Source organism: Halolamina pelagica (genome assembly GCF_900115675.1).
Classification (GTDB): Archaea; Halobacteriota; Halobacteria; order Halobacteriales; family Haloferacaceae; genus Halolamina; species Halolamina pelagica.
Genome location: NZ_FOXI01000031.1, coordinates 1 through 6,943, shown reverse-complemented (window position 1 = coordinate 6,943; position 6,943 = coordinate 1). Strand labels below are relative to the sequence as shown.

Genomic DNA, 6,943 nt, shown 5'->3' with positions numbered 1-6,943 from the left:
CGACACGGCGAAACGAACCGGAGCGACACTGACACCGGCACGGCACGATCGTGGACTCTCGACAGAGATCGGAACGAACCAAGACGCGAACGGCAACACCCTCGACGGCAAGAAGCGTCGACGCCTGTCCCGAATCCGTCGGGAGCACTCACGCAGTCGTTGGCGATCGAAACAGGAACGCAACCTCGGGCATGGCCTCACGGAGATTCGTCGGATCGCGAGCGCACTCGGCCTGAGCGATTCGGTACGCGATCAGGCCTGCCAGCTGTTTCGAACGGCGCAGGACCAGCAGTTGCTTCCAGGACGATCGATCGAGGCGATGGCTGCCGCGAGCGTCTACGGCGCCTGTCGGTGCAACGGCCAATCGTGGCTCATCGCCGACGTGGCACCGATGGCGAAGGTCACACAGGATCGCGTCGAGAACGCCTATCGCGTGCTCAATGAAGAGTTGGGGTTGCCGACGCCGCCTGTCCAGCCGACACAGTTCGTGCCGCGGCTGGCGTCGGAGTTGGGGTGTACAGATGCCGTCCGACGCCGGGCAGAGCAGCTTGCTGCACAGGCCGTCGACGCCGGCGTCACAACCGGGGTACATCCTGCAGGCTTCGCTGCTGGGTGTCTGTATATAGCGGCGTGTGCCCACGAGGCGCCGTTGACGCAAGCCGATGCGGCAGCGGCGGCGGAAGTGACGGTCGATACCGTCCGGAACCATCGCGATCGGTTGCTCTCCGTCGTGGAGTAGGGCGGTATTGGCCTTCGAACTTTGAGATACTGTCGGCAGTATTTAACCAACAGTGGGAGGTATAGGCGCAAATCTGTTGGTTAACGCGGCCTCAATCCGCATCACCACTCATCCTGTACCGGAGATCAACTTTTGACAAGAACAGGAGACTCACAAATTACTCGGCATCAATGACGTGGCAACCTAAAGTGCGTCACGAGTTGACCACCAGCCGATGGCGAGGAATCCGATAAACCCGAGTGCTGAGTACCCAATTGGGCCGAACATCCAGAAGTCGAATTCAGGGCCGAGTAGGTGGAAGGATGCCCCGACGGCGACGAATGCGCCGGGTGTTCGAGGGGAAAGGTCGTCGCAGCCGGTTTGACGCGTGACGTACAGCAGGAATAGTCCGTAGCCTACAAACGGTAACTGGAACGCCGTGCGTTCGACCGGGTCTTTACCCACTCCGAGTCCTCCAACGGTTGTTACTCGGTACGGTTGTCCCTCATAGACGACTACATATCGCCCGGAGCCGGGTTCCAGCACGTCGCCGTATGCGAATTCATCCGGCCAGTCCTCGGTGCCGTATATTGCGACACCACCCCGTTGACTCGCTACGTGAATGGCCTGCTGTGCATTCGGGGATAGCGACTCGTACTGTAGCACCGGTGTCTCCTCAGGTACACTTGACGTGTTTTCGATTGGCTCGGCACTGATATGGGCCTTCTCGCCCCAATCATGCATCGTCAACGGGGCACCAATCAGCGAGACTGCGACGAGGAGCGCAAGAACGCTGAGTAGAGAACGAGGAGACACGGCCAATATCTCGGTACTGTCATTGAAGTGCCTTCTGGCGATCGATACGCACACCTATTGAACGGCTGTTTTACGCAAAATAGCAGGTGAGAACCCGCCTTGATCTGATGTGACGATTCGGTAAGTACAGGTGAGCTACTCACCGCGAGCGAACGAAGTGAGCGAGCGGGCCAAGGAGGCCCCGAAGGGGCCGACGCAGGCTTTTGGTCGAGCTTTTGCCAGCGAGGAGCCGAAGGCTCCGAGCGCAGCAAAAGGTCGGTGTGCAATCCCACTTACTGGCTCTTTCACCGCCGACAGTTCTGAACAATAGAGTTCTACAGAGCTATCGTATACTGGCCGCCCCTCCAGTAGCGTAGCCCCGAATCGCAGATCCGTTCGAGAAACCGCGTTTCCAGCAATTCGCCAGTAACCATCCACGACAACCCATGAGCAACAGCTACGACGACATCCAGACCCGCGATCGAACAGACACTGCAACAGCCGCCGAGAACCTGCTGAAAGAGCGCGTCGAACACCAACTCTACCAAGAGAACCTGCAGATCGAGGCCGAGGTCCGCTCGCTCATCAGCGACGCCGAGGCCGCCTTGGTCGGCCAGACCGACGACGACCCGGAGTCGGCCGCAGTTCCTCGAAATCCAGATAGCGATCACGCATCGATTGGTGTCGTTTGTCTCGAATTCGTACTTCAACTTCAGGACCAGTAGTCCGCTCCGTCTCCCGTTTGAGTATAGGCCATGAACTAAGGCATGCGAACATCTTATACTTCATAAGCAAGTAGATGGGAGTAGCAACTGGGGTCCCTATGAGCAGTAACGACACCAAGCACGTTCAAACTGAACTGAACGAGGACGAATACGAACGCTTCCGGGAGTTTGCGAGAGAACACGGCCTCTCGCTGAAAGAAGCCGGCCACGAGGCGCTTCTCGAGTGGATCGAACGCCAGCAGCAAGCTGACCCAAACGACCCGGCGTTCACCGTCCTCGACGATCTTGATGACGAGTCCCTTCCAGCGTCGTCAGCGACTGACGCTCGCGAGGAAGACGATCTCGTCGACGAGTGGCACGGCAGCGACGAATCGTTCACGCTCGCCGACGATCCGTCCGCGCAATCCTGACCGTAAATGGCTGAACCAGTCGAAACCCCGATCGGTACGGTCACAGCCGAACATTTTCGTCCAGGGCACGTCCGACATCAGGTCGTCGTCGGCCCGAAGTTCCTGTACGCATTATTCAACCCCCAAGATCAGATGCACGCAGTCTCGCGGGCGTTCATGGCGTTCGTCCGCGACGGTGACCTCCCCTATCGTCGCCTCATCGTCAACGATCACATTGTCGACGAGGCCGCAACCCGGCTGAAAAAACAGGCGTCGATGCGGAACGCCGCGTCTTTTCTGACGACACTGGATGAGAGCACGCTGTATCAGTTCGAATCCGTTTCCGAGGACGTTTTTGATGACGCGAAAGCAACGTTCGTCGAGTGGACGGATCTGGATGCGTCACTCACCGATTTCACTGTTGCAGCCCATATGGAGGCCTTAGAGGTCGACCATATCCTTACGTACGACCGACACTACGATGCGTTCGACGTGACAACGCTTCCGTATCGTAATCAGGACTAGCGGTGCCACACATGTCCGAATCCTCTCGAGATGGGGGCCAGTCGTGGACTGAGTCGGTGAACGCCCGCGACCGTATTCGAGCGGTCGCCGAGACGCTTCGTGAACCGCGGTCCGTCAATTGGATCAGCAAACAGGCTGATGCGGCTTAGAGTACGACCAACGAGGAACTCCAGGATCTCGTCGACCAGGGCCAACTGCGCCGCGTCGAGGCTGGCGAGACCACGCGCTACCAGCCGGACTACACGCGCCTGCTCTTCGAGGAGATCCGGACGCTTATTGAGGAGAACACGCGCGAGGAGCTTCGCAATGAACTGGCGGCGATCACCGAGGAGATCGAGGGGTGGCAGGCGACCTACGACGTCGAGACATGGGAAGAGCTCGAACAGTCGCTCGCCGATGGCGACCTCACAAGTGACGAACTTCACGAACGTCGTGACGTGATCACGCGCTGGGAGATGAATCTGGAAGACTGCCGGCTGATCAAGCATGCGTTGGCGCTCTACTCGGACGTCGAAGCCACCCGCGAACAGCCGATCGACGTGGCTGACCGCGACACAAACTAACTCTCGTGATTTTCGAACTGGCGGGCGCCATCGAGTGCGACACAGCTACTCGCAGGACTGCTCGTCCGCCTTCTCCCGGAGGTCGACCGCGGCCTTCTCGAAGTGTTCCGCGAGGAACCGCGTTCCCGACGTCACCCGCTCTTCAAGGAATGCGACGGCGTCAGTGACCGCATCAGCGTCCCGTTCTGTGGTCACGACACAGTCGACATACCCGTCGAGTGCCCGACTGAACGCACGCGAGAAGTGGTCGTAGGCACCGTCGACGCGCTCCATGTTGTCGTCGAGCGACTCGACCAGGGCTCGGTAGACGGTCGCCGCCGACGCGTACCGCCCCTGTTCGCGGTACTCGTTCGCGAGAGCGAACCACTGCGTGAAGTCGATCGGCTCGAAGACGACGTGGTACTCAGGGTTCGTCTCTTCGAACCGCCGGTCGATCGCGGTGCGAAGCTCGTCGACCGACTGTCTCGTCGGCTCGCCGACGCGGGCGAGAAACCGATCACGGAGATCCGCATCGGTCGCGAGTTCGTCACGCAGGAACGCGCGCAGTTCGTCGGCGTCGGCGCCGTCGAGTTCGGCGTCGAGTCGATCGCCTTCATCTGGCGGTGGGTCGTCGACACACCGAAGCAACACGGCGACGACGTGCTTGCACGCTCCCGGCCCGTCGTACGGACAATCGCACCACGGGGCAAACCCGTCAGTGGCGAGGTCAACACGAACATCGTACTGACGGCTGCCACTCACGACGGCGGTGACGGTGGTGTCGACGCGGTGAATTTCGTGAATACAGCCCTCAGAAAGATATCGTTCGCCACGTTCGAAGACCGCGTTCGTGCAGACATCTCGAACCGCGTCCTCGGTTACGTCCATGTGCGTGGACAGTCTTCCAGCGCGAAGGGGAAAACCGATACGTCGTTCTCGCTTGCGTTCCGGAATGGAACGGTCTCACTCTGAGAGAAGCCACGATACCGTTGCAGTACTACGTATAACCCGCAACTTGGAGGGTGTCCTACTCGGTCGCGAGTTCGTCGTAGATTTCCCTGTGCTCGTCGAGGTCCTGGCGTCCGAGGAACCGGATGAGATACTGCCGCGCCTCCTCGGCGGACAGTTTATCCAATCTCTCGGGGAGGTCACATCCGGAGGGCATCCTTACGGTGGACTTGATGCGGTGTTCAATCGATCTAGATCCTCATCCTCGTACGCTGCCCGCCACATCGTATGGACGGCACGCGTCACGAGTGAGACCTCGGTCACGTCGATACAGGACGCTTCGACGTTCGTTGTCGCGGCCTCGGGCGGAGGGTGGAAATGAACCTCGGGGGAGTGTGTGTTCGGATGACGATCGAAGCGCCAATTGACGTCACCGCTATCGACGTAGTGAAACGAATACATCCCCAGTTCGCTCCACTGGATATCGAGTCGTGCAGCGTCGGCGTCGCCGAGTGCGTCAGCGAGACTGATCTGCAGTTCCGTAGGTGCGACGACGTCATCGTACGAGGTGTCTTCAACAAGCGGTTCGAGTTCGAGCCAGAGGTCACGAATTCGCTGGAGTGCCGGAAGATAGATCGGCCCGAACTGGCCGGCTCGATCGTTTTCACTCATACAGCGAGCTGGTGGCTGGCCTCGTCGTACGCGAGTGCGGCTTGTGCGACGGCGAGATTCTGCCGCGTTGTCCTCCACGCCGTCAGGTCGTCCCAGCCTTCCGTCTCGTCGGCGTCGAGTTGCTGGGCGAGTTCCTCCGGTGAAACAACGTCGTAGCGGTCCTCGTAGCGCCGGATCTCGGCCTTCATCTCCTTGATACTGTCAAGTAACTCCGGCCGAGTGACTTCCTCGCGCAGCTCGCGGATCCGGGACATCAAGATCCGGTCGGTGTTGCGCTTGTACAGCGTTGTTTGGCCGTCCTGTTCCGTCTCGGCAAAGCCCGTGTTCACGAGCGCCTTGCAGTGTCGACGTGCCGTCGGCTCGCTTACGAGGGCGCGGTCGGCGATCTCGGCTGCCGACTGCCCGTCGTGGGTCTGTTCGACGATTTCGTACACCCGCTCGAACGGCGTAGTCTCCTCTTTCCAGTCCGCTTTGACCCGCTCGTTGACGTCGTCCCACGTCTCGTTCATACTGGAGGCTATGTGGCCGAGAAGTAAATAGTTTCCCGAGAAAACTATCTGACGGTAGTGTTTGGGGGATGCGTGTTGTCAGGCAACCTGTTCCTCCAATGTATCCCGGTGTGCCCGGACAGTCGCCTTTGAGGCGTTCGCCACGTCCGCCGCCTCGGATTGCGTTAACCATCGGCCCTCTTTGCGACCGGCCTTGTAGAGGCAGGCCGCGGCGAACCCGGCCGGATGGACGCCCGTCGTGACGCCGCGCTTCTCGGCCTGCTCCGCGAGGGCTCGAGCCCGCTGTCGGATCTCGTCCGGACACTCGAGGTCCGAGGCGAGACGCGGCACGAACATGCTGGGGGAGACGGGCTCAGCGGGGAGGCCCAGCTCTTCGTTCAGCGTTTTGTACGCGTTCGTGACCCGTGACTCTGCGACGCGGGCCATCTCGCTGACGTCGTCCACTAACCGAGAGCGGCCGTTGCACCGGCAGGCCCCGTAGACGCTGGCCGCGGCAATGGCCTCGATGGACCTGCCACGAAGCAGATCTTCGTTCTGGGCGCTCCGGAAGAGCTGACACGCCTGGTCGCGGACCGAATCAGAGAGTTCGAGCGCACTCGCCAACCGACGCACCTCGCCCAGTCCGTGTGCGAGATTCCGTTCCGCTTTCGACCGCCAGCGACCGCGGGTCTGCTCACGGCGCATCCGCGCGAGTCGTCGTCGCTTCTGCCCAGAGAGCTCGTTCCCCTTCGCGTCGGTGCCGCGACCGATTTCCGTCGACAGGCCGCGATCATGGCGGGCCGCAGTGAGTGGAGCACCCGTTCGCTCGCGCTCCTCGTCGTCGTACGCCCGCCACTCCGGCCCGTGATCGATACGCTGTTCGTCGATGACCAGGCCACAGTCCTCGCAGACCGTTTCGACTGCGTTCGTGGTGGCCCGGCCGTCGCACTCGGGACACTGGTTCGCACTCGATTCCGTTCGGACGTCTTCGTCGAAGTCAGTTTCGTAGATGTCTCTGGTTGCCATCATACTCACCGTGTTCAGGGACCCGCCAGTACAGCGAGCCCCTCACCCATTAGGGGAATGATAGACGCTGATACTCCACCCGACTGTCTGCGAACATCTCCACGTCTTTTTTTTT

General features: G+C 60.4%; 9 protein-coding genes and 1 pseudogene. 5 read left to right on the top strand and 5 right to left on the bottom strand.

Annotated elements, in window-relative coordinates; translation table 11 throughout:
* A partial coding sequence (locus tag BMZ83_RS15875) for a transcription initiation factor IIB (protein ID WP_074880943.1) occupies positions 1-739 on the top strand: 739 nt, incomplete at its 5' end.
* 183 nt (positions 740-922) lie between these two features.
* On the opposite strand, the gene BMZ83_RS16645 is transcribed toward BMZ83_RS15875, so the two are convergent.
* Positions 923-1,588 carry a hypothetical protein gene (locus BMZ83_RS16645; RefSeq protein ID WP_143077033.1) on the bottom strand — a complete coding sequence of 222 codons (666 nt, stop codon included), beginning with the start codon at positions 1,586-1,588 and terminating at the stop codon, positions 923-925.
* Between the two features lie 371 nt (positions 1,589-1,959).
* On the opposite strand from BMZ83_RS16645, the gene BMZ83_RS17065 reads away from it, so the two are divergent.
* The 4 genes and pseudogenes from BMZ83_RS17065 (at position 1,960) to BMZ83_RS17430 (ending at position 3,715) form a co-directional block, all read left to right on the top strand.
* A complete protein-coding gene (locus BMZ83_RS17065; protein ID WP_074880938.1) occupies positions 1,960-2,238 on the top strand; it encodes a hypothetical protein in 279 nt (92 codons plus the stop codon).
* Between the two features lie 98 nt (positions 2,239-2,336).
* Positions 2,337-2,648, top strand: a complete 312-nt coding sequence (locus BMZ83_RS15860) for a hypothetical protein (RefSeq protein ID WP_074880937.1) — start codon at positions 2,337-2,339, stop codon at positions 2,646-2,648.
* A gap of 6 nt (positions 2,649-2,654) precedes the next feature.
* Positions 2,655-3,152 carry a type II toxin-antitoxin system VapC family toxin gene (locus BMZ83_RS15855; RefSeq protein ID WP_241729586.1) on the top strand — a complete coding sequence of 166 codons (498 nt, stop codon included), beginning with the start codon at positions 2,655-2,657 and terminating at the stop codon, positions 3,150-3,152.
* A gap of 11 nt (positions 3,153-3,163) precedes the next feature.
* Positions 3,164-3,715: pseudogene (locus BMZ83_RS17430) on the top strand (DUF7342 family protein).
* 45 nt (positions 3,716-3,760) lie between these two features.
* Here BMZ83_RS17430 and BMZ83_RS15845 read toward each other — a convergent pair.
* The 4 genes from BMZ83_RS15845 to BMZ83_RS15830 all read right to left on the bottom strand — a co-directional run bounded on the left by BMZ83_RS15845 (position 3,761) and on the right by BMZ83_RS15830 (position 6,828).
* Positions 3,761-4,582 carry an SWIM zinc finger family protein gene (locus tag BMZ83_RS15845; protein ID WP_074880933.1) on the bottom strand — a complete coding sequence of 274 codons (822 nt, stop codon included), beginning with the start codon at positions 4,580-4,582 and terminating at the stop codon, positions 3,761-3,763.
* A 279-nt stretch (positions 4,583-4,861) separates the two neighbouring features.
* Positions 4,862-5,314 (bottom strand): hypothetical protein, encoded by a 453-nt coding sequence (locus BMZ83_RS15840; protein ID WP_074880932.1) that lies wholly within the window; start codon positions 5,312-5,314, stop codon positions 4,862-4,864.
* Complete coding sequence (locus BMZ83_RS15835) at positions 5,311-5,823, bottom strand: winged helix-turn-helix domain-containing protein (RefSeq protein WP_074880930.1); 513 nt, start codon at positions 5,821-5,823, stop codon at positions 5,311-5,313. The genes BMZ83_RS15840 and BMZ83_RS15835 overlap by 4 nt, the downstream gene beginning before the upstream one ends.
* A gap of 78 nt (positions 5,824-5,901) precedes the next feature.
* Entirely contained in the window at positions 5,902-6,828 is a 927-nt protein-coding gene (locus tag BMZ83_RS15830; protein WP_074880939.1) for a transcription initiation factor IIB, read from the bottom strand.
* Positions 6,829-6,943 lie beyond the last annotated feature (115 nt).

Excerpts from the sequence above, each read along its gene's own strand:
- BMZ83_RS15860 (WP_074880937.1), top strand. The coding sequence starts at position 2,337 with ATGAGCAGTAACGACACCAAGCACGTTCAAACTGAACTGAACGAGGAC.
- BMZ83_RS15830 (WP_074880939.1), bottom strand. The coding sequence starts at position 6,828 with ATGGCAACCAGAGACATCTACGAAACTGACTTCGACGAAGACGTCCGA.
- BMZ83_RS15845 (WP_074880933.1), bottom strand. The coding sequence starts at position 4,582 with ATGGACGTAACCGAGGACGCGGTTCGAGATGTCTGCACGAACGCGGTC.
- BMZ83_RS17065 (WP_074880938.1), top strand. The coding sequence starts at position 1,960 with ATGAGCAACAGCTACGACGACATCCAGACCCGCGATCGAACAGACACT.
- BMZ83_RS15835 (WP_074880930.1), bottom strand. The coding sequence starts at position 5,823 with ATGAACGAGACGTGGGACGACGTCAACGAGCGGGTCAAAGCGGACTGG.
- BMZ83_RS15855 (WP_241729586.1), top strand. The coding sequence starts at position 2,655 with ATGGCTGAACCAGTCGAAACCCCGATCGGTACGGTCACAGCCGAACAT.
- BMZ83_RS15840 (WP_074880932.1), bottom strand. The coding sequence starts at position 5,314 with ATGAGTGAAAACGATCGAGCCGGCCAGTTCGGGCCGATCTATCTTCCG.